Annotated in this window: 28 protein-coding genes; 5 read left to right on the plus strand and 23 right to left on the minus strand. The window is 38.6% G+C overall.

Translation table 11 applies throughout. The annotated features are described in order from the left end of the window. Positions 1-209: 209 nt before the first annotated feature. Together rpmF and NSQ44_RS11325 are read right to left on the minus strand one after the other, a co-directional pair. Positions 210-383 carry a 50S ribosomal protein L32 gene (gene rpmF / locus NSQ44_RS11320; protein WP_063388509.1) on the minus strand — a complete coding sequence of 58 codons (174 nt, stop codon included), beginning with the start codon at positions 381-383 and terminating at the stop codon, positions 210-212. A 28-nt stretch (positions 384-411) separates the two neighbouring features. Further along, the gene (locus NSQ44_RS11325) at positions 412-936 is read right to left on the minus strand and encodes a YceD family protein (protein WP_340857079.1); all 525 of its coding nucleotides are present in this window, start codon (positions 934-936) and stop codon (positions 412-414) included. Positions 937-1,068: 132 nt separating this feature from the next. Between NSQ44_RS11325 and NSQ44_RS11330 the strand changes: the two genes are divergently transcribed. Then, a complete protein-coding gene (locus NSQ44_RS11330) occupies positions 1,069-2,295 on the plus strand; it encodes a nucleotidyltransferase (RefSeq protein ID WP_340857080.1) in 1,227 nt (408 codons plus the stop codon). On the opposite strand, the gene NSQ44_RS11335 is transcribed toward NSQ44_RS11330, so the two are convergent. Together NSQ44_RS11335 and NSQ44_RS11340 are read right to left on the minus strand one after the other, a co-directional pair. Next, complete coding sequence (locus tag NSQ44_RS11335; protein ID WP_094246099.1) at positions 2,292-3,314, minus strand: SepM family pheromone-processing serine protease; 1,023 nt, start codon at positions 3,312-3,314, stop codon at positions 2,292-2,294. The genes NSQ44_RS11330 and NSQ44_RS11335 overlap by 4 nt on opposite strands. Next, a complete protein-coding gene (locus tag NSQ44_RS11340) occupies positions 3,304-4,098 on the minus strand; it encodes a patatin-like phospholipase family protein (RefSeq protein WP_340857081.1) in 795 nt (264 codons plus the stop codon). Before NSQ44_RS11340 ends, NSQ44_RS11335 begins: the two co-directional genes overlap by 11 nt. A gap of 153 nt (positions 4,099-4,251) precedes the next feature. On the opposite strand from NSQ44_RS11340, the gene ylbJ reads away from it, so the two are divergent. After that, positions 4,252-5,472, plus strand: coding sequence for a sporulation integral membrane protein YlbJ (ylbJ, locus tag NSQ44_RS11345; RefSeq protein WP_340857082.1), 1,221 nt, complete (start codon positions 4,252-4,254; stop codon positions 5,470-5,472). A 40-nt stretch (positions 5,473-5,512) separates the two neighbouring features. On the opposite strand, the gene coaD is transcribed toward ylbJ, so the two are convergent. Beyond that, positions 5,513-6,007 (minus strand): pantetheine-phosphate adenylyltransferase, encoded by a 495-nt coding sequence (coaD, locus tag NSQ44_RS11350; protein ID WP_340787628.1) that lies wholly within the window; start codon positions 6,005-6,007, stop codon positions 5,513-5,515. A 21-nt stretch (positions 6,008-6,028) separates the two neighbouring features. Beyond that, positions 6,029-6,580, minus strand: a complete 552-nt coding sequence (rsmD, locus tag NSQ44_RS11355) for a 16S rRNA (guanine(966)-N(2))-methyltransferase RsmD (RefSeq protein WP_340857083.1) — start codon at positions 6,578-6,580, stop codon at positions 6,029-6,031. A 409-nt stretch (positions 6,581-6,989) separates the two neighbouring features. Between rsmD and NSQ44_RS11360 the strand changes: the two genes are divergently transcribed. Beyond that, positions 6,990-7,379, plus strand: a complete 390-nt coding sequence (locus NSQ44_RS11360; RefSeq protein WP_130156241.1) for a DUF7147 family protein — start codon at positions 6,990-6,992, stop codon at positions 7,377-7,379. A gap of 30 nt (positions 7,380-7,409) precedes the next feature. Here the strand turns inward: NSQ44_RS11360 and NSQ44_RS11365 are convergent, their stop codons facing one another. From NSQ44_RS11365 to NSQ44_RS11395, 7 genes are all read right to left on the minus strand, one after another. Then, a complete protein-coding gene (locus NSQ44_RS11365) occupies positions 7,410-7,682 on the minus strand; it encodes a YlbG family protein (protein ID WP_063388517.1) in 273 nt (90 codons plus the stop codon). Positions 7,683-7,716: 34 nt separating this feature from the next. Further along, positions 7,717-8,157: a YlbF family regulator gene (locus NSQ44_RS11370; protein WP_063388518.1), complete on the minus strand. Its 441-nt coding sequence runs from the start codon at positions 8,155-8,157 to the stop codon at positions 7,717-7,719. 64 nt (positions 8,158-8,221) lie between these two features. Then, a complete protein-coding gene (locus NSQ44_RS11375; RefSeq protein WP_063388519.1) occupies positions 8,222-8,659 on the minus strand; it encodes a hypothetical protein in 438 nt (145 codons plus the stop codon). A 171-nt stretch (positions 8,660-8,830) separates the two neighbouring features. Then, positions 8,831-9,067 carry a YlbE-like family protein gene (locus tag NSQ44_RS11380; RefSeq protein ID WP_063388520.1) on the minus strand — a complete coding sequence of 79 codons (237 nt, stop codon included), beginning with the start codon at positions 9,065-9,067 and terminating at the stop codon, positions 8,831-8,833. Between the two features lie 5 nt (positions 9,068-9,072). Beyond that, positions 9,073-9,447 (minus strand): YlbD family protein, encoded by a 375-nt coding sequence (locus NSQ44_RS11385; protein ID WP_063388521.1) that lies wholly within the window; start codon positions 9,445-9,447, stop codon positions 9,073-9,075. An 82-nt stretch (positions 9,448-9,529) separates the two neighbouring features. Then, entirely contained in the window at positions 9,530-10,561 is a 1,032-nt protein-coding gene (locus tag NSQ44_RS11390; protein ID WP_066251847.1) for a CAP domain-containing protein, read from the minus strand. 136 nt (positions 10,562-10,697) lie between these two features. Next, on the minus strand, positions 10,698-11,054 hold the full coding sequence (locus NSQ44_RS11395) for a CBS domain-containing protein (RefSeq protein ID WP_340857085.1): 357 nt from the start codon (positions 11,052-11,054) through the stop codon (positions 10,698-10,700). A gap of 199 nt (positions 11,055-11,253) precedes the next feature. On the opposite strand from NSQ44_RS11395, the gene NSQ44_RS11400 reads away from it, so the two are divergent. Then, positions 11,254-11,613 (plus strand): YugN family protein, encoded by a 360-nt coding sequence (locus NSQ44_RS11400; RefSeq protein ID WP_063388524.1) that lies wholly within the window; start codon positions 11,254-11,256, stop codon positions 11,611-11,613. A gap of 31 nt (positions 11,614-11,644) precedes the next feature. On the opposite strand, the gene ctaG is transcribed toward NSQ44_RS11400, so the two are convergent. The 6 genes from ctaG to cyoE form a co-directional block, all read right to left on the minus strand. Further along, a complete protein-coding gene (gene ctaG / locus NSQ44_RS11405; protein ID WP_445659503.1) occupies positions 11,645-12,544 on the minus strand; it encodes a cytochrome c oxidase assembly factor CtaG in 900 nt (299 codons plus the stop codon). Between the two features lie 275 nt (positions 12,545-12,819). Beyond that, positions 12,820-13,149, minus strand: coding sequence for a cytochrome c oxidase subunit IVB (gene ctaF / locus NSQ44_RS11410; RefSeq protein ID WP_063388526.1), 330 nt, complete (start codon positions 13,147-13,149; stop codon positions 12,820-12,822). Positions 13,150-13,151: 2 nt separating this feature from the next. Continuing rightward, positions 13,152-13,775: a cytochrome c oxidase subunit III gene (ctaE, locus tag NSQ44_RS11415; RefSeq protein WP_339196679.1), complete on the minus strand. Its 624-nt coding sequence runs from the start codon at positions 13,773-13,775 to the stop codon at positions 13,152-13,154. Further along, on the minus strand, positions 13,775-15,643 hold the full coding sequence (gene ctaD / locus NSQ44_RS11420; RefSeq protein ID WP_340857086.1) for a cytochrome c oxidase subunit I: 1,869 nt from the start codon (positions 15,641-15,643) through the stop codon (positions 13,775-13,777). The genes ctaE and ctaD overlap by 1 nt, the downstream gene beginning before the upstream one ends. A 31-nt stretch (positions 15,644-15,674) precedes the next feature. Then, positions 15,675-16,757, minus strand: a complete 1,083-nt coding sequence (coxB, locus tag NSQ44_RS11425) for a cytochrome c oxidase subunit II (RefSeq protein WP_340857087.1) — start codon at positions 16,755-16,757, stop codon at positions 15,675-15,677. 102 nt (positions 16,758-16,859) lie between these two features. Beyond that, entirely contained in the window at positions 16,860-17,732 is an 873-nt protein-coding gene (gene cyoE, locus NSQ44_RS11430) for a heme o synthase (RefSeq protein WP_232515768.1), read from the minus strand. Between the two features lie 427 nt (positions 17,733-18,159). Here cyoE and NSQ44_RS11435 point away from each other — a divergent pair, with 427 nt between their 5' ends. Further along, positions 18,160-19,065: a COX15/CtaA family protein gene (locus NSQ44_RS11435; protein ID WP_130156228.1), complete on the plus strand. Its 906-nt coding sequence runs from the start codon at positions 18,160-18,162 to the stop codon at positions 19,063-19,065. 157 nt (positions 19,066-19,222) lie between these two features. Here NSQ44_RS11435 and NSQ44_RS11440 read toward each other — a convergent pair whose 3' ends face one another. The 4 genes from NSQ44_RS11440 to NSQ44_RS11455 all read right to left on the minus strand — a co-directional run bounded on the left by NSQ44_RS11440 (position 19,223) and on the right by NSQ44_RS11455 (position 24,264). After that, positions 19,223-20,746, minus strand: coding sequence for a carboxypeptidase M32 (locus NSQ44_RS11440; protein ID WP_340857089.1), 1,524 nt, complete (start codon positions 20,744-20,746; stop codon positions 19,223-19,225). Positions 20,747-20,772: 26 nt separating this feature from the next. Further along, on the minus strand, positions 20,773-22,686 hold the full coding sequence (locus NSQ44_RS11445; RefSeq protein ID WP_445659504.1) for an ATP-dependent DNA helicase: 1,914 nt from the start codon (positions 22,684-22,686) through the stop codon (positions 20,773-20,775). Positions 22,687-22,886: 200 nt separating this feature from the next. Beyond that, positions 22,887-23,060, minus strand: coding sequence for a hypothetical protein (locus NSQ44_RS11450; protein ID WP_157728005.1), 174 nt, complete (start codon positions 23,058-23,060; stop codon positions 22,887-22,889). A 58-nt stretch (positions 23,061-23,118) separates the two neighbouring features. Beyond that, entirely contained in the window at positions 23,119-24,264 is a 1,146-nt protein-coding gene (locus tag NSQ44_RS11455; RefSeq protein WP_340857090.1) for a THUMP domain-containing class I SAM-dependent RNA methyltransferase, read from the minus strand. Between the last annotated feature and the right edge of the window lie 21 nt (positions 24,265-24,285).

The raw sequence follows: 24,285 nt of genomic DNA on the forward strand, positions 1-24,285 counted from the left end.
AAGGAAGCCTCTGTGCTAGGAGAAAAAATATGTATGTATTGAAAAGCTTTTTCTCGCGCTTTAATACAGAAAGTCCAAAACGATCAAGCCGTTCAAGCAGATCTTAAGCCGCATTTGCTTTCACAAAATGTAACGGCCTTTCCCCGACTGAATATCGAGAAAAGGCCGCAGCTAAATTGTCTACTTGACACGGGTATGGTCACTTTTCATTATTTGTTTACTACTTCTCTGCCTTTGTATGTTCCGCAAGATTTGCATACGCGGTGCGCCAGCTTCATTTCTCCGCAGTTTGGACATTCTACCATACCTGGAACTTGTAATTTAAAATGTGTACGGCGCAATCTTTTTTTCGTTTTGGATGTTCTTCTAAAAGGTACTGCCATTTTTCCCACCTCCTTACAGAGCAAAGTTTTAAGAATCATTTTCTTTCTTATCCAATAACTTAGCTAAGCTAGCTAATCTTGGGTCAATTTTGTTTTGTTGTTCTTCCTCATTTATTAACTTCCAAAACTTTCCTTCTTGAGGTGCTGCTTCCTGCTTGTTTTCCTCTTCATCACTAAACACTTGAAGCGGAATTTCTAAAAGGACAAGCTCATGAATGATTGGCATTAAATCAATGACTTCTCCTTGAACAACATGTGTTTGCTCACTCGTTTCATACTCGTCGGAGCTAAACAAAAACGTTTCCGATGTGCGGATTTCAAATGGATATTTAACATCAACAAGTGTTCTTGCGCAAGGAAGCGTCATTTCGCCAGTAATTGTTAAATGAAAAATGACTTTCATAGTGCTTATATCTGCATGTCCTTGAACATGAACAGGAGTTATCTCCCGCAAATCAGGATGATTTTGGACAAGATCATATAGATCGACATCTTCATTGATTTGTAAGCCTTTTTTCTGCAGTTTATACAATTGATGAACAGACCATTTCAACATATATCACCTCAAGACAACAAAGGTTATTATAGCTTTCAAATAAGTATTTGTCAATATTTTTCCTTTACACTATAATATAGGCATTATTGCACAAATATATTGATGAATTGAAAAAAGAAGGTGATGGAGTTGAAGGCGGTCGGAATTGTTGTAGAATATAACCCATTTCATAACGGTCATTTACACCATCTAGCCGAATCAAAGAAGAAAGCAAATGCTGATATTGTCATTGCAGTGATGAGCGGTCATTTCTTGCAAAGGGGAGAGCCGGCACTCGTCTCAAAATGGGCGAGAACAGAAATGGCTCTAGCAGGCGGCGCAGATCTAGTTTTTGAACTTCCGTTTGCCTTTTCAACACAAAGCGCAGAAATTTTTGCCAGCGGCGCCGTGTCGATTTTAGATGCGCTTGGCTGTGATTCACTATGTTTCGGAAGCGAGGTCGGAAATATTGACACTTTTCTTGAAACATATGAACTGCTGGAGAAAAGAAGCGATGATTTCGTTCATCTTTTGAAAACAGCGCTTTCGAAAGGCAACAGTTATCCAAAGGCCGTTTCCATTGCTTTTCAAAAAATTGCTTCCGGGGAAAAAACGCTATTAGATTTAAGCAAACCGAACAATATATTAGGATTTCAATATGTCAAAGCCATTGTTCAACAAAAAAGCTCGATGAAGCCTCTTACAATCGAGAGAATTGGCGCCGGCTACCATGATGAATCATACCATCACCCGAGCATTGCCAGCGCAACAAGCATCCGAAAAAACATTGTTCATGAACAAAACTTGTCTTCCATGAAACATTATGTTCCGGAAAGTTCGTTTCGCATTTTACTGAATTATAAACAAACTTATTCAGCCTTTCACGATTGGGAGCTTTACTTTCCATTTTTAAAATATTCTATATTGTCCAAAACTTTAACAGAATTAAAAGAAATATATGAAATGGACGAAGGCTTGGAACACCGCGTTGTTCACCATATTAAAAGGGCTGCATCATTCCACCAGTTTCTATCTCTCTTGAAAACGAAAAGATACACATGGACAAGATTGCAAAGATTATGCACCTATCTTTTGACCAATACGAAAAAAGAAGAAATGGCGAGCATATTAAAAACGAAAAAAGCCCCGTATATTCGTTTGCTCGGAATGTCAGGGCGGGGGCAAAGCTATTTGCAAGCTGTTAAAAAACAGTTGGAGCTACCGCTTATTTCTAAAGTTTCGTCCTATTCTTCAGATGTATTGGAAATGGATCTCAGAGCGACAAATGTTTATGCGCTTATCCTCAACGAACCTGCCGCAACCGAGTTTATGAAGCTCGAGTATACAATGCCTCCTATACGTTACGGGCTTCCTTAACCGGAAGTCCTCATTGTTTCTAAATAATGGACGGCATCATCAAATGTATCCACCGGTATGATTTTCATATCAGAATGAATGGAGTCTCGTGTCTTCAGCGCTTCTTCATAATCGGAGCCTCTCTTGCCGTTTTCGTTAGGGGCAAAAAATATATCAATCCCAGCACGGTCTGCTGCTATCACTTTTTGTGAAATGCCGCCGATCGGACCTATCTCCCCTTTTTCATTAATCGTTCCTGTTCCAGCAATTTCTAATCCTTTTGTTAAATCCGTTTCCGTCAGCTGATCGTAAATTTCGAGAGCCATCATCAGACCTGCTGAAGGACCGCCGATATCTTTTGTATTGATAGTAATACCTGGTGAAGTCGTCAATTTTTTATCCGTCACGACGCCAACACCGAGACCCGTTTTATTAGGATAACCAGGAATTTGGACAAGTTCTACTGATGTTTCAATTATTTTTCCATCTCTGTTTATTTTTAGTGATATATGATCGCCTTTTTTCTTCCCTTTTAAATAATCAGTGAATTGCTCTGAAGTTTTTATATTCATTCCATCGGCTTCGACGATTCTGTCGCCAACTTTTAATTTTTCCCTTGCCGGTACTTCTTTCATAACCTCCAATACTGTAACGCCATTATTTTGAATAGTAATTTTTTTGCCGGCTTCTTTATAGGCGATGGTAATCGCAGCTTTTTGTGAAGCTTCCATTATATGTATTTGACGTTTTATATATTCCTCATCAGATTCATCTTCTTGGCGGACATGTTGAATCGGCATAATCTCATAATCATTCTGCATTTTCGCCCATAAATACGTAAATAATGTTGCTCTCCCGAAACGGACTGTTGTTAACGAAAAGCTGCCCTCTTCCTTATATCCGTTTTCAACATGAATCATATTGGATAAATCATTGACCAATCCCGGTTTTGTAATATAATAAGGGAGCTTGATGAAGGAACCGGAGAGTGCGACAATGATGCTGATGATAAGAGAAATAATAATGCGTTTACTTTTCATGATTGGTCTCCTTCCATTGGTTGATCTTATTCTTGATCTCATCAATATGTTTCGTTGCTTCCTCTTCACCGAGTTTCATAATTTCATCAATTTTCGTAAACGCTCCGCTGTGAAAATGTTCAACACGCGGGCAGATCACTACATCTGATGTTATTCGATGCTGCGCTAACTCATTTTGCATAATGTCTAAACTCCGCATAATGACATCAAAAATGGACTGAATGCGAGCTTCTTTTTTGACATGTGATACATCGACCGCTATTACGATATCAGCCCCCATTTCTTTCACCGCTGAAACGGGAACCCGTTCAATCACTCCTCCGTCAACTAATAACGAGCCGTTATAAGAAAAAGGAACAAAAATTCCCGGAATCGAAATGCTTGCCCGAACGGCATCCGCAACAGGACCTTTTCGAAAAACAACTTTTTTCCCTTCATTTAAATCGGTTGCAACGACCGCTAAAGGAATCGGCAAATCTTCTATATTTTGATTTCGGGTAAAAATTCGAATTAACTGTTTAATGCGGTCTCCTTGAATAAACCCCATTTTTGGAACGGTCACATCGATAAAATATTTTCGTTTAAATGCTGCCGCCAATTTATACATTTGTTCAACAGTTAAGCCTGAGGCATAAAAGCTTCCTACAAGGGCCCCCATGCTCGAACCGGAAATCATATCAATCGGTATTTCATGCTGCTTCAACACTTTCAAAACACCCAGATGAGCAAACCCTCTAGCTCCCCCGGAACCTAACGCCACACCAATTGTTGGATGTTTCGGCATAAACGGAGCCCCCTTTCATGAATTTGTTATTCATCATATGGTCTAAAATGCCACCCTATTCACGTATATTGAATTATAGGTTGTACGAAAACCTCGTATTCATTCTATCATGTCAGCTTATACGTGTGCAGTTTTCAATAGGGGGCATAACAATTGAAAGAGGCAAAAATTAAAACTGCTTTATACGCAACCGTTATTTTCTTTATCACCTGCGCGATTATTTTTTTTCCTGACGCCTCACTTGAGTCATCAAAGCGGGGATTACATATGTGGTGGAACATTGTTTTTCCTTCCTTGCTGCCTTTTTTTATTGTCTCGGAAATTCTTATATCAATCGGTGTGGTCCGTTTTATCGGCGTGTTTTTAGAACCGCTTATGCGGCCCGTTTTTAAAGTTCCAGGAGCAGGGGGATTCGTTTGGGCAATGGGGATGGCTTCGGGATTCCCCGCCGGGGCAAAATTAACTGCAAGATTAAGACAAGAAAACCAGATCTCAAGACATGAAGCGGAAAGGCTTGTGTCTTTTTCCAACTCTTCAAATCCGCTATTTATTTTCGGAGCTGTGTCAATAGGTTTTTTTCAAGATAAAAATCTCGGATTGCTGCTGGCCGTTTCTCATTATTTAGGAAATGTTTTCGTCGGGCTAACGATGAGATTTTGGGGAAAAGATGAAAAAAAGCCGCAAAAGGAAACAGTACATTCGAAGCCATCATTTAAAAAAGCGTTTCAGCTTATGCACGAAATGAGAATGCAAAATGAAAAACCTATTGGAAAAATGCTCGGGGATGCCGTTCTCAATTCTGTCCAAACGCTGCTCGTCATCGGGGGCTTTATCATTTTGTTTTCGGTATTAAATCAAATTTTAAGCATCGTTCATGTGGCGGACATAGCAGCAACTTTCATATCGTCTTTGTTTATTCTTGTTCATATACCGACTGAGCTTTCCGTTCCGTTTTTTTCCGGACTGTTTGAAATAACATTAGGCAGCCAGCTTACAAGCCAGGCACAAGCCGCCATGCTGGATAAGGTGATCATCACAAGCTTTATATTGGCATTCAGCGGCTTCTCCGTTCAAGCACAAGTGGCAAGCATTTTAGCAGAAACAGACATCCGCTTTAAGCCTTTTTTCTTTGCCCGCATTATGCAAGGGATTTTTTCAAGCCTCTCTGCTTTGATCTTATTCAAGCCTTTATATATCGATCTATTGTCAAAGAATGAAGGTTATGCACCGGCATTTATATTTGAAAAAACGCCAAGCTTTCTCACGGAGTATTGGCTGCTCCTTTCCAAAGTCGGCCCCGTTATCACGATTTGCACGCTCATTGTGTATATTTTGATTTACTACTTTCGTTTAAGAAATAAAAGTGGAACATAAGAAAAGGTTCGGAAACCAAAATTTTCCGAACCTCAAAAAATTATTTTTTATACATATGCTCATATTTTTTCTTTAATGCTTCTTCCACTTCATACGGTACAAGCTCAGAAACTTTTCCGCCGTATTTAGCGACTTCTTTAACAATACTTGAACTTAAAAACGAATACTGATTGTTTGTCATCATAAAAAAAGTTTCTATATTTTCATCCAGCACTCTGTTCATTGATGTGATTTGCATTTCATATTCAAAATCAGAAACAGCCCGAAGGCCTCTCAATATAGCATTCGCATTTTTGCTTCTCGCATAATCAACGAGCAGCCCTTGAAAGGATTCAATGTATACGTTCGGTAAGTTGCCCGTTACCTTTCTCAGCAGCTCACATCTTTCTTCTACAGTAAATAGCGGCTTTTTTGAAGAATTGTTTAAAACGCAAACATACACTTTTTCAAATACATTTGCCCCCCGCTTTATGATGTCTAAATGTCCATATGTAACGGGATCAAAGCTTCCCGGACAGACTGCAATGCTTGCCAAAATAAATACCCCCATCCGACTTCAAACATTTTGATACAAAGATACACTTGTTATACCATATTGCTCAGACTTCGTTTTTGCAAGTGATAAAACTTGGTCTGGCAATGTTACTTCATAGCTATGCTCGCACACAACGACACCATCCGTTGACAACAAAGACTGCTCATGAATTACCTTTAGAATAGATTCTAATTTTTGTTTTTTATAAGGCGGATCCAGAAATATGATCCGAAACTTCAGCCCGCGTTTGCTGACAGCTTTTAACGCTTGATCAGCGCTGGTGCGATATACTTCAGAACAGTCGTTTAACTTTAAATTTTCTAAATTCTCTCGAATCGTTTGAATCGCTTTCATATCTTTATCAATAAAAATAGAGCATTCTATCCCTCTTGATAAAGCTTCTATTCCAAGACTGCCGCTGCCGGCAAACAAATCTAAAGCAAGTCCCCCTTCAAAATATGGTCCGATCATGTTAAATATTGCTTCTTTTACTTTATCTGTCGTCGGTCTTGTCGTCTTTCCAGGAACCGATTTTAATGCTCGTCCTTTTAATGCACCGGAAATCACTCTCATACCATTCACCACAACTTGACAAAATTCCTTTTGGCTCGGAATAATATTAACATAGAAAATGTAAGATCATCAATTAAATTTGACAGCTGTTTTTTTTGCAGAAGCGAGTATAATTTTTTGCCAATTGACCATAATGAAAGTGACAACATCAGTTGTGATGGTGTTGTTGCCAACCGCGGAGAAGACTTACGTTTCCCCATAAGTTCTTCCTCCGGTTTCTCCTCTCCCTTTCCCTTCTGCTTTGAAGATTTTGCTTCAAAGCTAGGAAGGATCCTGCAGATCCAATCTGCAGGCTTTTTTTTATTCTTTCAATTCTTCCATTTTCATGATACATTTATTTACGGACAAAAGCGCAATACATTTAGCTTATGAATTTAGCAACCAAATACCCATTGGAGGAAGGATAAAAATGATCCAGCGATTTATTGAACTAGGAGAAGGATATTCAGATATATACGAATTATTGGAGATCGCAAAAAGAAATCAAGACCGGATTTCGCACTTTCTAGTCCTTTATACAGTAAAAAATGGAAAAGAGGTTTGTTCGTTCGTCATTGTGTTAAAACCGACGGAGATAGGTGATTTCCAGCCTCTTTATATTTGCCGGGAAGGGATCCCAAATCCGCAGAAAAAAACGAACAAACGATTTGAACTTTTTCAACAGGCTGCCGAAACATATGGTCATGAGCTGATCGAGCTTGTTGTAAAGCCTTCAGACCAATTTTCTGATGTTGAATTGTATTACCAGCATTTAATCGGCATATTGCGGATGAACCGATACATACCTTCTTTACAATAGTAGGACAGCCTAAATTCTCGGCTGTCCTATTTATAATCCAATTTTATAATCATATTCTTTTGCTTTATCCACTTTTGATTCAAATTCAATTTTTAAAAGCGGCCTGTAAGAAGGTTCGACCCTTTTTACGAAAGAAAATGATGCAATGGTGTCCATTATTTCGTCTATTTGTTCTCTATCACAATAAAGAACAACATATTTCATTTTTTTTGAAACATAATGAATGTTTCCAAATTTCCGCAAACTTTTTACATATTTTAAAGAATGCAGCCAAACAATAATTCCTTGTCTTTTTTCAAACATCCCGATTCTCCTTTTCCTTTGCTTCTAAACCCGTTTAAGCTGAACAGCCGCATGCTCCGCCTGATGCGCATCCACAGCTAGGCATCATTTCAAAATAAGGGTTTCCAGTCGGAACTTTAATGGCTGTTGAAACAGCTCGTCCGATATACATGCTGATTTCATCGAGAAGTTTTTGAATTTCTTTTTCCGCTTTTTTAAATGCAGCGACTTTATCATTTAAATCAAGTTCTCTTTTAATTTCCCTCATTTCGCTTTTAATTCGATTATAATCAGGATGATATTTGCCAAATCTCATGACATCCTCGTATTGCTCTTTTATTTTGACAAATTTTTGAATGATTGTTTGAGCTTCTTGATCATTTTGCAAATTATATAATGAACGCCGATATTCGATCGCAAGTTCTGATTCTGTTATCATTTTTGCTAAAGCTTCCGCTTCATCTAAAAGCAGAACGCTTTCCATTGACGTAACCATTAAGATCACACCTCCAATATTGATTGTAGCACGAACATCATCTTATTTACAACGCCTGCGTTTCTCATATATTTACAATCCATTCTTTTTTCAATTGATAGCTGGTTGAATCATTATATACTAATTCCAGGTTGATTGTGTGCCGCCCTTTAGACAATCCTTTTATAATAAATGCAGCAGAATAAATATCACTTTTTTTCTTTCCATCAATATATAATACGATATGACCTTCTCCTTCTTTTTTCGTGTTCCGTTCACCGTTAAATGTAAAATCAGGCACATAGCATTCTACATAAACGTTGTTTCCTTCTACATGATGACGAACTTGAAATTTTCTTATTTGGCTGTTCATCGTTTCAATGGCATTTCTGTCGGATTCATGAATTTCTGTCGGAACGATGCTGTCTTTTTTATTTCCTTCCGGTACCGGTTTTTCTGGGGAACAAGCCGCCATAACCGTGAGAAGCGTCAGCATTGCGAGCCATTTCATTTGCATAATCATTGATGCCTCCTTTTTCATATATTTTCAACACTTTATGTAAAAACATGTGCTTAAAAATAAAAAAGACGCTGACGCGTCATTCACAAATTCGGAAGCTGCTGAATGCGGAATACAAACAAAAACCTTCCATTAGGAAAATATGATTACTTTCGTACAAACACATTTGAACCGTTAATTTTCGCGAAATGCTTGCAGCATCGCCAGCATCATCGACATCATTTGAATAGAATTCGAAAATTTTTCTATTTTATGCGGCAGAGTTAGATAATAGTCATTTGCCATGCTAATTTCCATTTTCTCAAGAAATTCAGGATGTCTAGTCAAGGTGCGGTACCAATATGGCTTTTCGCGAATGTATTGCTTTAAAAGGGGATTTTGTTGAATATATAAATACAAGTCCTTTCTCATTGTTATTAATCCTTTCTAAACGATAAGGGATGCGAATGATTCGGATCTGATTTGCGGCTGCTCTCGATCTCTTTTAAAAGATTTTGAATGGTTGAAATCGCATCATTCATTTTATATAAATGTTCGTTTACCGTCTCCACATCTAAATGCTGAAAAGTTTGTAAAATATTTTTCAGAAAGTCACCTTGTTGATGTTTACGGCTTTTCATACTGTTTGATCGGTATTTATTCCACAAAGGATCTTCCTCACCTAAAAGCTGCCAATCTTCATAAATCTCCTTCCATGTTTTCTTTTCTTTGCGGACTTCTTCTATTAATTTTGGATGTTTTTTAATAAATTGTTTAAACAATTCGAGTTTTGATAACGATTTTGTTTTCATGCGATCACCTCATAAACGTTTTTCTTATATTTAATATATCGATAACGGAAAAATTGGTGATAAAATGAAAAAGCGAGCCTCTTCATTTGGCCCGCTTTGCAATAAAATTTTGCGTATAAAATTTTTCATACACTCCTACCCCTATATGTGTGAACCGTTCATCAAGAAGTGTTTTTCGGTGTCCTTCACTATTCAGCCAGCCTTCGACTACGTCAATTCCATCCATATATCCATGCGCAATATTTTCACCAGCCATTTCAAAATGAACCCCAGCCGATGTCAAACGATCGGAAAGAGAGCCTCTCTCAGGCGACACATGAGAAAAATATCCTTTTTCACTCATTTCCTTGCTGTGAGAATAAGCGACTTTCGCTGTGCTTTCTTCCTGCTTAAGAGGACTTAAACCATTTATTGTTCGAATTACATTTGTTATGTCAACAATTTGTTGTTCTTCCCCGTATTCAATTTTCCGCTGCTCTTCCTCTGTTATAGGCTCTGCCTCTAAAAGCTCGCCTCTATATACAACTTCATATGGACGCTGTTTTACTAATGTTTGAACATCAAAAGCTCTAATGCTCGATAACGTTCCAGTGAATTTATCCATATACAACTGAACATAAAGATCATCATTCAAACGGACTGTCGGCCTGACATTCAGATCATCCTCCGACAGCTCGAACCGGTATGAGTTTAAACCAATATCTGCTGTGACAAATGAATTGGGAGCGACAATATGAAATACTTGGGTAGACGGCTGGCCAATTTGAAACGGATCTACATTTACTTCTTTTCCAATAGCAAAAACTGTAACGACCTTTCCGTTTAAAACACCGAATTGCTTGTATTGTTGCAAATCATCTCGGTATATCCACCATTCATAATCATATCTTGATGGATCAATCCGATCAGGTTTGCCAAAAGTTTTTAGTACTTCTTTGGAAGATCTTCCGACAAATGAGATAACTCCTTCCCCCACTTTTATTTCTTTGTCCGTTTTCTCTTGAAAATTTTGCTGTTCCGGAGGCAGTACTGGTTCCTTTTGAAAGGTGACATATACGATATATGTTAATGTAATAATTACAAATATCAATATAATTCTTGTAACTCTTTTCAGTTCAATTCCCCTCTTCTTTCTTTGTTTCTTATATATACTGTTTTAAGTCATTTTAATCAAAAATGGGGAAATTTTGCAAACATTTCATGAAAAATTCATTTCTCTCATTTTTAATGGTGTAGTTTTTGTCTTCTCATCATGTAAAACAACGTTCTGTTATAATGCCAACAACCTTTCCATCCTCAACAACCGGCAAATGATGAATATGATGGGCTGCAAGCATCTCAGCTGCGTCTTCTGCTGATGCATCAGGAGTGGTCGTAACAACATCGTCGTTCATTACATCCGTAATTTTCGTAGAACCAGGACGTTTTTCTGCAATTCCTTTTGTCACAAGATCACGATCGGTTATGATTCCTGCTAATTGATTATTTTCAACGATTAAAACGGCATCAGCATTTGACTCTTTCATTTTCACAGCCGCTTCAAACACATTATCTAACGGTGTGCAAAAAATACAATTTGTTGACATAATTTCCTTTACCTTTTTCAATGAGGACACCTCTTATGCTTTTTGATCTATTATGGGAAATTCGATTTTCTTTATTCGCTCTTCATTTGAATACCGAATTTTATTTGAACATTGTGTAAATGCTATATATATAACATTGCATGTTTTAATTATTCATACTATTATTAAACAGTAGAGAGAAATCAATTTTTTGTTCGAAGCGCTTAGGAGGGAAATACATATGAAATTTGAACAAATCGGCCTGGAAGGGCTGACGGTGGAATTGTCTCACCTTAAGGATGCGTTGTCAGAATTAGGTTTTATCCTTGCCGGCCAATGGGATTATGACCGTGTGACGTTTGACAAGAAATTTGAGCATAAGGGCGATGTTTTTTATTTAAGAGTACAAGGATATTGTATTGAAGGCGATGTGGGAGGCCGCTACGCACTTATTAAATTGCTAACTCCAATATTAGGGAAACATTATTATCCTCATGGTGTCGAATATGGAGAGGATGAACATTTTCCAGCCGTCATCGTTGAGTCAAGCGAAAAACTGTTAAAGCGGGCAAAAGAAGCGATTGAAAGCTTAACTGTTTGAAAAACTGCAGGCAAATCACCTGCAGTTTTTTTTATTTATTTGGTTCAGGAGACAAATTTTGCACATCGATGTCGTCTTTTTCTCTCTCTTTTTTCGCCCATTCAAAAAATACATGAGCTAAAAATGTTCCGTACACAAGCTCTTGGATCACTTTCATAATAATGCCGCCAAGCTGCTGATCCTCAAGCAGCGGCATTCCGCTAAACATTTGCGGGCCTGACAAAGACAACCCAGCCAACGTATCAGAAGGAACACATAAGCTTAAAGTCTTTACCCACGCCTCCGGATTCGAATATGTTTCAAACAGCGGCGCACCTGCAAAAATGATTAAACTGCAGGCTGGTGTGATTAAAACGCTGTTTCCTAAAATGTAGGCAATTTTTTTCAGACCCCCAATTGGATGCCAATTTGGACTTTTTCCAATCAATGGCCAATACATAAAAAAGGCAAAAACGAAAATAAAAGTAGTAGCCGCCTCATGATAAATATAATTTGATTTTAATGTATCGAAAATAAACGGCACATGATACAAGGAAAAAAATAAATTAAACAAAATCATAGCCAATATCGGTTTAGTGAAAAATTTTACAACAGGTTTTATGACCGGCTTTTCCATAACAGCCTTCCATAACCATTCAGGAACGCCGATAATCAAAAGCGGTGCTACGATTAAAAACAAAATTGCCATTGAAGCCATATGCCCTGTAAATGTAATGTGCCCCAGCAAATCAAGCGGGCTTCCTTTGCTGACATAAAGGAGAACGATTGCCAATATAAACACTAATTTTTGTTTTAGGCTGACCGGTTCAGAATTTTTAAAATAGTGACGAAGCGAATCGGTTAATAATAAGTAAAGCACAATTAAAATAACACAAAATATAAAAAACAGCGGACTCCACATAGCGCGAAAGCCAAATATATCTAAACTCAACTGAATCAATCCTTTCAATCATCGATCTAGTCGATTCCATTTCATTATACATGCTTTCCTTTTCTTTTTTCAATGAACGTTCTATGAATTTGCATTTCTTTCAGCAAGCAGATTTATATTGCCTTTAAAAAAAGAAGGGGCTGTCCAGAAAGTCAAATCCACATTGAAAACAAAAAATCATAAACACCGATACATCAACGTTTCTAATACATTAAAGGGGGCGTCAATAAGCCGTAAAAACGACTTATTAGACACCCCCTTCCATAAAGAGTATTTTACCACCAGACAATTGTCATAAAGGCAAGAACCGTCAGAAATGTGACAAAAATACCTGACCATATGAAAAATTGTGGTCCTTCATGTCCTTTATGATTCATATGCATGAAATAATACAGCTGGAAAATGACTTGAATGCATGCAAGCAGTACAATAAATGGAACTTTCAACCATTCGTCGATTCCATCATATCCTACTGTAATAAAAGCTACAATCGTTAAAAAGATCATTAACGCAAATGAAACGACTTGGTGCTTCATTTCTTCCGCATTTTTTTTGCGGCGAAACGCTAAATCAACTTTTGGGTTACGAGAATTTTCACTCACCATCGTTATCCCACCATTCCCATTAAGTATACAACTGTGAATATAAATACCCAAACAACGTCGATAAAGTGCCAATAAAGGCTTGCGACGTAATATTTAGGAGCGTTGTATAAGTTTAATCCGCGTTTTGCATTTCGAATCATCAGCGTTGTGATCCAGAGAAGCCCGAAGGCAACGTGTGCACCGTGCGTTCCTACCAATGTGTAAAAGGCTGAACCAAGCGCACTGCTTGTCAACTTAAATTCATATTCATGCATGTAATGATTAAATTCATAAATTTCCAAAATTAAGAATGCAAGACCTAATAATACGGTGACACCAAACCAGAACTGCATTTTGCCAAATTGAAAGTTTTTCATATGATAAATTGCATAGACACTTGTCAAACTGCTTGTTAATAAGAGCATTGTCGCTACAAATACTAATTTGATATCAAAGAGCTCCTGCGTTGAGGCTCCACCAGCGGTGGAATTTCTCAACGCAAGAAACGTAGCAAACAACGTGGCAAACAACACAGTTTCGCCGCCTAAGAAAACCCAAAAACCTATAAACTTATTTTTCCCTTCGAGGGTGGCCTTTTCTGGCTGCTCAGGAAACGTTTCAGCCGTTAATTTTTCTTCTACTTGCATTATGCCCGAACCCCCCCATTATCATCTTTTAAAAGATCCTCTTTATGAATATGGTATCCGTGGTCATCAATAACCGAGCGTAAAAACATCGTACCGAACGTAATGATAAAGCCGATAATCGCAACCGGCACACCCCACGAATAGTCATTGTGGTACATGAGGCCGAAAGCGGCAATGAATAAGCCTAATGAAATAAAAAACGGCAAGATTGAAGAGTTCGGCATATGAATATCACTTAGCGGTTCAGCAGGTGTTAAGCCTTTTTTGCCCTCCATTTTTTCAATCCATAAAGGATCTAATCCGCGAACAAGCGGAGTTTGTTTAAAGTTGTATTCAGGTGGAGGTGATGCGACTGCCCACTCTAGTGAACGTCCATCTTCCCAAGGATCTGCACCTACTTTTTCTCCCTTCACAGAAGTAACCACAACATTGATCAAGAGAACGACTACTGCTACCCCCATCAGAACCGCACCTATTGTACTGATCAAGTTTCCAGTGTCAAAGCCTTGGCCTGATAAGAATGTGAACACGCGGCGCGGCATTCCCATTAAACCAAGGAAATGCTGGATAAAGAACGTTAAATGGAAACCGATGAAAAATAATACAAATGTTATTTTACCAAGCGTCTCATTTAACATTTTTCCAAACATTTTTGGCCACCAATAATGGGCAGCAGCCAAAATAGCAAATACGATACCACCAACGATTACGTAGTGGAAGTGTGCAACAACAAAGTAAGTATCGTGGTATTGATAATCGGCTGGAGCAGCAGCGAGCATGACTCCAGTCACACCACCCATAACAAACGAAGGAATAAAGCCGACTGCATAAAGCATCGGTGTCGTAAAGCGAATGCTTCCGCCCCACATCGTAAAGAGCCAGTTAAACACTTTAATTCCTGTCGGCACACCAATTGTCATAGTTGCAACCGCAAAAATCGCATTGGCAATCGGACCAAGACCTGTTGTAAACATGTGGTGCGCCCACACCATGAATCCTAAAAATCCGATCAATACTGTTGCAAACACCATTGATGTGTACCCAAACAATCTTTTCCGAGCAAAAGTTGGAATAATTTCCGAAAAAATTCCGAATGCCGGCAAAACTAAAATGTAAACTTCAGGGTGCCCAAAAATCCAGAAAATATGTTCATAAATGATCGTATTCCCGCCTAAAGCCGGATTGAAAAAGTTCCCGCCAAATAAACGGTCAAACATTAAAAGCGTAATTCCAACAGTTAGCGGAGGGAACGCAAACAAAATGAGCGATGATGACACAAATGTAGTCCATGTAAACAATGGCATCCGCATGTATGTCATTCCGGGAGCACGCATATTAATAATCGTAACAATAAAGTTGATCCCGGCGATCAATGTTCCTATACCGGAAATTTGCAGCCCTAGTATATAAAAGTCTACTCCATGTCCAGGAGAATTCAAGGCCACTGATGCGTATGCCGTCCAGCCAGCATCAGGTGCCCCGCCTAAAAACCAGCTTAAATTTAAGAAAACACCGCCAAAGAAAAACAACCAAAAGCCTAAAGAATTCAAAAACGGAAACGCAACGTCACGAGCTCCAATTTGGAGTGGAACAACTGCGTTCATATAGGCAAACAATAACGGCGTAGCTGCTAAAAATATCATCGTTGTACCGTGCATTGTCATCAATTCGTTAAACGTACCTGCACTGACAAAGTCATTTTCTGGGATGGCCAATTGAATACGCATTAAAAGCGCTTCAATTCCACCAATTACAAAAAAGAGTCCTCCAGCGATTAAATAAAGGATGGCAATCTTTTTATGGTCAACAGTTGTCAAATAGTCCCAAACCGTTGGCCAGAACCCTTTTTTCCGAGCTAACGTACTCACGATGTAACCTCCCTTTTATAATTAGTGAGCATTACTTTTCAACTGATAGGCTTTGTAAATAATCTGTTAATGCTTGAAGTTCCTCTTCAGTCAATTTACCGTATGTGCCTGTCATTGTGTTGCCAGGTTTATATTTTTCAGGATCTTTCAACCAGTTTTTAATATTTTCTTCATTGTGCTCCAAGATGCCGGCTACTCGTTCACGATCAGCAAAGTTAGCTAAGTTAGGTGCCGTGCGTGCTTGTTCAGGTCGGTTATCAGCTGGTGATACTGCATGGCAGCCGATACAGCCTTTATCTTTGAACACTTGTTCTCCCTGTTTTGCAGACACTGTTTGAGCAACAGTTTCAGCTTTGAAATTTTTCATTTTATTAATCCAAGAATTAAATTCATCTCGGGAAACCGCCTTCACTTTAAAGTCCATCAACGCGTGAGATGGTCCGCATAGTTCAGCACATTTCCCGTAAAAAATGTTTCCAGCTTCCTTCGCACGTTTTGAATCAATTTTTAACCAGAACTGGTTCTCATTATCTGTGTTTGTATCGATTTTACCACCAACTGAAGGAATCCAGAATGAGTGCTTCACATCTGATGCTTTTAAGTTAAAATACACTTTTTCATCAGTCGGCAAGACTAAATCTTGGCTTGTAATGACTCCATAGCCAGGATATTCAAATTCCCACCAATACAAATTTGCTCTTACATTGACAACAAGAGGATCTTTTCCCCCATTTTTATCATCTGCCAACGCTTTTTTCATTGGGTCGGTATCCCCCAAATGAAAGGTGGAAGCAACTACCGGAACTGCCAATACAATCAGCAATAATATAGGAATAACAGTCCAAATGATTTCAAGCTTATGACTTCCTTCCACTTGTACCGGAATTTTATCGCTTCCTTTCCGGCGGAATTTCATTAAGACATAAATAAAAATAATCGTTACGACTGCAACAACAATCACCATGATTGCCGTACTCAACATCATGAGCGAAAATTGTTCATCGGCAACTTCTCCAGCTGGAATCAGCGTGGAAATAAACGGTTCGCCGCAGCCTGACAATACGAGCGTCATGACTGAAAGTAGTAACAAAAGACGCCATTTCAGCTTTTTCATCGCTACATCAAACCCCTCTTTCTTTGTTAAATCCTGTTCATAAATGAATGAAGAATTCCTTCTATGAATAAATTCTTATCTAGAAAGAATTACTACCGAACTTCAAATAATGGAAAAAGCAACCATTGCTACAAACAAGATGGTCAAATAGTTAATTGAATAGATAAACATCCACTTAGACCATTTTAAATCATTTTTCATTTTCAGTCCAATTAATGACAAAATCAACCAAATAATGTTCAATACAGTAGCCAAAACGATAAAGCCAATGCCTAGGCTAAACAAATAAAAAGGAAGGGGCAGCAAGCAGGCAACCCAAACAATGATTTGTCTTTTCGTCACCTCAAAGCCATGAACAACTGGAAGCATCGGAATTCCAGCTTTACGGTATTCTTCCGAACGCTTCATCGCAAGTGCCAAGAAATGAGGCGGCTGCCATATAAACATGATGAGAAATAAAATCCATGCAATGATATTTAAATCATCAACTGCAGCCCATCCAATCAGCGGCGGAACAGCTCCAGCGATGCTACCGACTACCGTATTGATCGTATATTGGCGTTTTGTCCACATCGTGTATAGCACTATGTAGGAAAACACGCCTAACAAACCAATGACGGCTGCGGAAACAGAAACCATTAGAAGCAAAATCGTTCCAATGGAAATGAAGCCGGTCCCCAGCAGCAATACTTGAAACGAGCTTATACGGCCCGTTACGGTTGGGCGTAATCTTGTTCTTTCCATTACATGGTCAATATCTCTGTCATAAAAATTGTTGATTGCGCAAGATCCAGCAATAATAGCTGCTGTTCCAAGCAATGTAAACACAACAATATCTATATTTTCAAGAAAACCTTTACCGCTGAAATATAATGCCAACCATATTCCGGTAAAAGTGGTGATTAAATTGGAGTTGACGATTCCGATTTTAATTAATGATAAAAAATCTTTCCAAGCGGAAGTTGCCACTTCTATTTCTTGCCGATCGTTTAAAACAACTTCGCCCCTTGTATTACCCAATTGAATGACCTCCTCTGGGACGGCCTCCTATCTGAGACCATTTAGCGTTTGCCTCTATCATATAAAAAAAACACGAGACAAAAAAGCATTCATATAGTATTAAACCATAATTCGTCAATTTTTTGTGTACATTTCGCGAATAAAGTTTGTCGAAATTGTGAAGCGGTTAAAAATAAAATATTTTCCGATTATAATAATAGTTGGTCGAACGTTTCGGCAAAATACCTTCCCCATAATATTTCTAGCAAACTCCTTTTGAATATTCAAGCTTTTTCTGATTCTACAAGAAACTATTTGTTTCGAAGTTTGATGTTTCTATACCCATTATGGAGTTTCTTTCGGCTTTTTAAACTTATTAAAGATGTTAGAAGGTGAATGAGACATGCACTATTTATTAAAGTGGCTTGGCGTCGTGACAACAATCGTCATGCTATTCGTTTTAATTGGCGGAGCACTCGTAACAAAAACAGGATCATCTCAAGGATGCGGCCGGTCTTGGCCGCTTTGCCACGGAAAAGTTCTTCCAGACCCTTTGACATTAGAAACAATCATTGAACTTTCACACCGACTTGTGAGCGGAATTGCAGGAATCCTTGTTTTATGTCTTGTTATTTGGGCTTGGAAAGCGATCGGGCATAAAAAAGAAACAAAGCTGCTTTGTTTTCTGGCCATCTTTTTTATTGTTTTGCAGGCGCTAATCGGTGCTGCAGCTGTCGTATGGGGGCAATCCGATGCCGTTCTTGCACTTCATTTTGGAATTTCCCTCATTTCATTTGCAGCTGTTTTGCTGCTTACTCTGCTGATTTTTGAAGTTGATAAAAAATTTGACGCAGATAATGCTGTCATTGGGAAAAAAATGCGATTTCATATTTATGGCATTATTACTTACAGTTATATTGTCATTTACACAGGTGCATATGTTCGGCATAAAGGCGCAAGTCTAGCTTGTCCGAGCATTCCTTTTTGCAGCGAAAATCGCTTGTTCCCGCAAACCGTCCATGAATGGGTGCAAATGGGCCACCGCTTTGCAGCAGGCTTGCTGTTTATTTGGATTGCGGTTGCCACTATTCATGCGATAAAACATTATAAAGATCAAAAAGTGATGTATTGGGGTTGGATTATAGCTTTCATTCTCATTCTTCTCCAAGCATTATCCGGCATATCCGTGATCTTGTCTGATTTAAATCTTTATCTTGCCTTGGCACATGCTTTATTTATTTCCTGCTTGTTCGGGCTGTTGTGCTATTTTGTTCTTCTTGCAGGCCGGGCAAAAACTTCGAATGATTAAAAGGCTCTGTCTAAAGCCTTTAGAATTGATGATGGCGGAAATCGGCGAAAGAGCTGATATCCGCCATCTTTTATTTTTTTAAGAATGTGGGATGTCATTTTAAAAATCGAAACAATTTTTCCCTGATTGACGATGGAAAGTTTTCCAAACGAATCTTTTAATCAAGACTGTAAATGTCTTTATATTTCTTTTCTAAATACTGAATAAAATATGCCGGATTCAACGATTCGCCAGTCGCATCCTTTAATATTTCCAGCGGTTTTTTCATTTTGCCATATAGATGAACATGTTTTGTCAGCCAGCTTTGAATCTGCTGAAATTCTCCGTTTTCAATAAGCTCCTCAACATTTGAAAGATCCTGCTCCATTTTTTGCATAAATTGCGCCGCATACATGTATCCTAAAGCATATGAAGGGAAATAGCCAAAGCTTCCTCCCGCCCAATGGACATCTTGAAGCACTCCGTTTCCATCATGATCAGGAGCAATACCTAAATATTCGCTATATTTATCATTCCAAACTTTTGGAAGATCAGACACATCCAAATTTCCTTCAAACAGCAATTTTTCTATTTCATAGCGCACAATGATATGAAGACAATATGTCAATTCATCTGCTTCAATGCGGATCAGCGATGGTTTAACTTCATTGATCGCTTGGTAAAAACCATTTAAGGAAACCCCAGTAAATTGGTTTGGAGCATACGTTTTGAGCTGGTTATAGTACCGTTTCCAGAAATGATAATTTCGTCCAATGAAATTTTCATAAAATAATGATTGAGATTCATGAATCCCCATTGAAGCACCGTCAGCAAGAGGAGTTCCTTCTAGTTCTTCATTAATGTTTTGCTCATAAATCGCATGTCCGGCTTCATGAATGGTTCCGAAAACGGCCGTTCGAAAATCTGTTTCATCATACTTTGTTGTAATTCGAACATCGCCCCGGTTCATTCGAATTTCAAAAGGATGGACGGTTTCATCAAGGCGGCCGGCATCAAAATTGTAGCCTATTTCCTTTAAAATATATTCGGAAAACTTTCGCTGTTTTTCTTTCGGAAACGGTTTGTGCAAAAACGAAACGTCGATTTTTTTTGATGATTGTACAATTTGTTGTACTAATGGGACGATATGTTTTTTAAGCTCTGCAAAAACCTTGTCAAGCGTCTCCACAGTTATTCCTGGTTCATACAAATGAAGGAGCGTATTATATTTATGTCCCTTATAGCCCCAATAGGAAATAAACTTTTTATTGAATTCTATTAATTTTTCTAAATACGGAGCAAACTGATTGAAATCTGCATTTGCTTTCGCTTCTTCCCAAACTGATTCGCTTTTTGATTGGAGAATGACATATTCTTTATACTCCTCTTTCGGAATCTTAATGTTTTTTTCATACTCCTCTCTGCATTCCTGAAGAGCTTTCTTTGTCACCGAAGAGAGATTGTCATAAACATGTTTTTCTGTTAATTCATCAAGAAACTCTTTCATAGTATCTGAAACGGACATCTGGAACCACTCTTCAGAAAGAATGCCGATTGTTTCAGCTCGCCGCTCCAATCCATTTTTCGGCGCACCCGTCCGTAAATCCCAATACATTAAATTTAATGCTTCTTCATAGCTTTCCATTTTCTTCAAGTAATCGAAAAATTTTTGTTCTTTTTCTTTTAAGCCCATTTTGATCATCCCCTTCTTCCAATTGAAAATATATTTCAGCTCGGTTTGACAGGCAACGCTTTTACGACCTCCGAAACAATATTTTCTCCCTCATCTTTGCTGATAAAAATCGTTATAGTACCATGGTCATCTTTCGTGCGAAGGAGGCGTCCAACCCCTTGCTTCAGCCGCAGTATCATATACGGAAGATCCACTTCATAAAAAGGATCTGTTGCGGATTTTCGTTTCGCATCAAATACAGGATCATCCGGCGGGAATGGAAGCGACCAAATGATCACATGTTCAAGCGACGGTCCTGGAACGTCAAGCCCCTCCCATAAATGCACAGCGCACAAAACGGTTTCCGGATCTCTTTCAAAAGATGCCACTAATTCGCTGATTTCATAATCTCCTTCAAATAAACATGAATGCCAAAAGCTTGGTAAATGTTTTTTTAAGAAAAGCAGCTCCTCTTTCGTTCTGCATAAAATTAACGTGCGCCCTTTGTTTGATTTTATGACAGATTCCGTCCAGTTCAATTTTTCCTCGCTCGTACCTTTTTTTACAAACACTTTCATATTTTTTTCATAGTCAAAAGGAGAGGAAACGGAGAATGATAGATAATCTTTTATACCAAGGCTATTCGCTAAATAAGCAAACGATCCGTTTTGATCCGATAAAGTGGCTGATGAAAAGATATAAGGTATTTTATGAGAAAACACTTTTTCTTTTAAAATATCTTCTATCCTTTGCGGCATGATCACAAAAGAAGATGACGCGCCGTTTTGTTCAAGCCAGGTAATTGTGTTGTCAACTTGTAAAAACAAGCGAAAAGAAAATTCCATTTGATCAAGGTATTCTTCCACAATCTTTAAGCTATATTCATCAATGGTATATAGTTCACTTTCAAAAACTAAAGCTTCAGACAGCTGATTCAATCGTTCGTACAAATTTCCAGCCGCTTCTAACAAATCGTCTGTTCTCGTGATTGTCAACCGATTGGAGCCTTCCTTTTGATGTGCACTTTTAAACAGCATATGAAAAAAATGATCGTTCGCTAAAAGCGCTTCTTCGACCATTTCAGCAAGTTGTTCACGAATGTTGTTCTTTAAAATTTTTTCTAAATATGCTGCTAGCGTTTCTTTTTTCACTTGATACGTAAGTGCCTTTTGAGCCGCAAATTCTAATAAATGGCCTTCATCAAACACGACGCAACTGTGCTCTGGGAGAAGCGGGAGCTGTCCTTCGCGTTTCCGGGATTCTTTCGTCCAAATATGCTCCATATAAAAATCATGAGAGCAAACGATTAAATCCTTCGCCTTCCGATAATAATCGCGGGAAAGAATTAAGCCGCACCGATGTCTTTTGCTGCATGACAAACAGTTTTTAAAAGGATCCCAGCTGATTTTTTCCCATTTTTCATCGGAAAAAAACGGGTATTGCTTCCGGTCTCCATAATGATAGTAAGATTGCCATCCGCTCTGATCATGCACGAATTCAGGGAGAGATTCATAAAGATCAAAAAAGTCCTCATCATCGTCCATTCCAAGCAAATCCTCAAGCTTGTCCAAACATAAATATTGGTTCATCGATTTTGCCAATCGCACATCCACTTTGAGACCTAGAGCTTCTTCAAGCTTTTTTATATCCCCTTGTTTTTTGACAAGCTGTTCAATTAGAGCTTCGTCCGCACAGGCAATGACGGCAGGTCTTCCGGTATATCGCGCATATGCAATCGCATAAAGCAAATAAACAATCGTTTTTCCTGTCCCTACTCCCGCTTCCGCAAACATAACTTTCTTTTCTTTAAAAGCTCTGTCAAGCTGGAAAGCCATAAAAATTTGTTCGTCGCGCAATTCAAAGCCTTTTTCAGGCAAAATATCATACAGAACATCACCGATCCATTTGTTTAACGCTTCATAAAAACTTTCATTTTTTGTCAGCGGGAAAGGTAAACCTTGAAACATCATGACTCCAACCTCCGTGATTATTCATAGAGTAAAATTATTTCACTTATTACGCTTAACGTCAATATCTTTTCTGGCAGCGCGCGATTCAATTAGAATCATGTCAACCTCGCTTATGCAGGAAGCGAGCGGTAAGGTTTGAAGCATAAGCGATTGACTCGGTTGAAACGAAATCATTTAAAAACAGAAAAAACTTCCCATTTTCAGGGAAGCCGTTTCTCTCGAACGGAAAGAGATCCGTGAAAAATAGCCTTTTTTAATTGCCCTTCCGCTTCAAAGATTTGACTGAGCGCTTTTTCTGTTGAACCTCTTTCTACCAACGCAGTATACGTATTTTTTAATGCGCGAGAAATAATCGCATATTCTTCCTTTGTCATAAATCAACCAACCCCGTATAAATTTTATCCATTTTAATTTATGCAGGGCTGGTATTATTTATGCTTTTTTGGGCGGTTTAGGTCCCCAATACTGATAATAGTGCGTTTCGATAAACCCGTTAAAAAGTTTCCGTTTTTTTGTCGCCTTTTTTCCGTAAAACTGTTCAAAGTTTTTATTGCTAGTCAAAATGTAAATCGACCAAGTATCTAACAGCGAGAATGTTTTCCCCATTTCCTTATATAATTGCTCCACTTCTTCTCGCTCTCCGAGTCGCTCACCATACGGTGGATTCCCAACTATTACCCCAAATTCCTTCATCGTACGTAAATCTTTAACTTGCATTTGTTTAAAAGTAATGACATCCGAAAGCCCGGCCTCCATGGCATTTTCTTTTGAAATCTCAATCATGTTATGATCAATGTCCGTCCCGATGCAGTCGAGGCGAACATCATATTTAGCTAAATCCTCTGCTTCTTCTCTTGCCCTTCTCCATACATCCTTGCCGATCCAGCACCATTGCTCTGAAATAAAATCTCTATTGAAGCCGGGCGCGATATTTTGCCCAATTAACGCCGCTTCAATCGGAATCGTACCTGAACCACAAAATGGGTCAAAGAAAGATCTGTCAGGAGTCCAATTCGTTAGCAAAATAAGTGCAGCGGCGAGCGTTTCTTTTAAAGGGGCATTTCCTTTTCGAGCGCGGTATCCCCGTTTATGGAGGCCGTCTCCGCTCGTATCAATGGTCAGTGTAGCAATGTCTTTATGTAAAGAGATCTCAATCTTGTAAACCACCCCTGTCTCTTCTAACCAATCAGTTGTTTTTCGGTACTGCTGCTTCAATTTTTCAACTATTGCTTTTTTTACAATTTTCTGGCAGTCAGAAACACTTGCCAGTTTTGATTTCACCGATTTTCCGATGACAGGAAATTGAGCGTTTTCAGGCAAAAATTCCGCCCAATCAATGGCTTTCGTTTTTTCAAACAGTTCTTCAAATGTCGTCGCCGGAAATTCAGCCACTTTTAATTTCACTCGATCAGCCGTTCTAAGCCATAAATTCGCTCGGCAAATCGCCAGTTCATCGCCTTCAAACGTTACTTTTCCGTTTTCCACTTTGCATGTATATCCTAAATTGCGCACTTCTGATGCAACAATCGCTTCAATTCCCATTGCAGCTGTTGCAATCAATGTAAACCGTTTGCTCATTTTTTCACCTATCTTTTTAAG

The sequence above is a fragment of the Aeribacillus sp. FSL M8-0254 genome, assembly GCF_038008845.1.
In the GTDB taxonomy this organism is placed as follows: Bacteria; Bacillota; Bacilli; order Bacillales; family Aeribacillaceae; genus Aeribacillus; species Aeribacillus composti.